Source organism: Halalkalibacter flavus (assembly GCF_036663575.1).
Classification (GTDB): Bacteria; Bacillota; Bacilli; order Bacillales; family Bacillaceae_D; genus Halalkalibacter; species Halalkalibacter flavus.
Window position 1 is genome coordinate 1 of sequence record NZ_JAWRVK010000228.1, and the last position, 272, is coordinate 272.

The following is a 272-nucleotide window of genomic DNA, read 5'->3' on the forward strand; positions in this document are numbered from 1 at the left end:
GGTGGATCGGCTTTATCACTATGAAGTCGCGCGCGCCGCGCGTAAGCAGGATCCTCATGCGTGAATTTCTGCTCAGCCTGCTGTGTGTGGCGGTTACGCTGCGGGTGTATGCGCTGAATAAACGGCTTTACCGCCGCTGGCGGACGCTGCTGTTAATGCCGCTGGTGATGACGCCGCTGGTGCTGGTGGCACTGCTGCTGCTGACCCACATCAGCTGGCAGGATTACATTGCAGAAAACCACTGGCTGCTCTGGCTGCTGGGACCCGCGACG

The 272-nt window shown here is 60.3% G+C and carries 1 protein-coding gene; it reads left to right on the forward strand.

Translation table 11 applies throughout. From position 1 onward, the window contains the following. Positions 1-56: 56 nt before the first annotated feature. On the forward strand, positions 57-272 hold a 216-nt coding region (locus tag SAY88_RS25055; RefSeq protein WP_332635136.1), incomplete at its 3' end, for an LrgB family protein.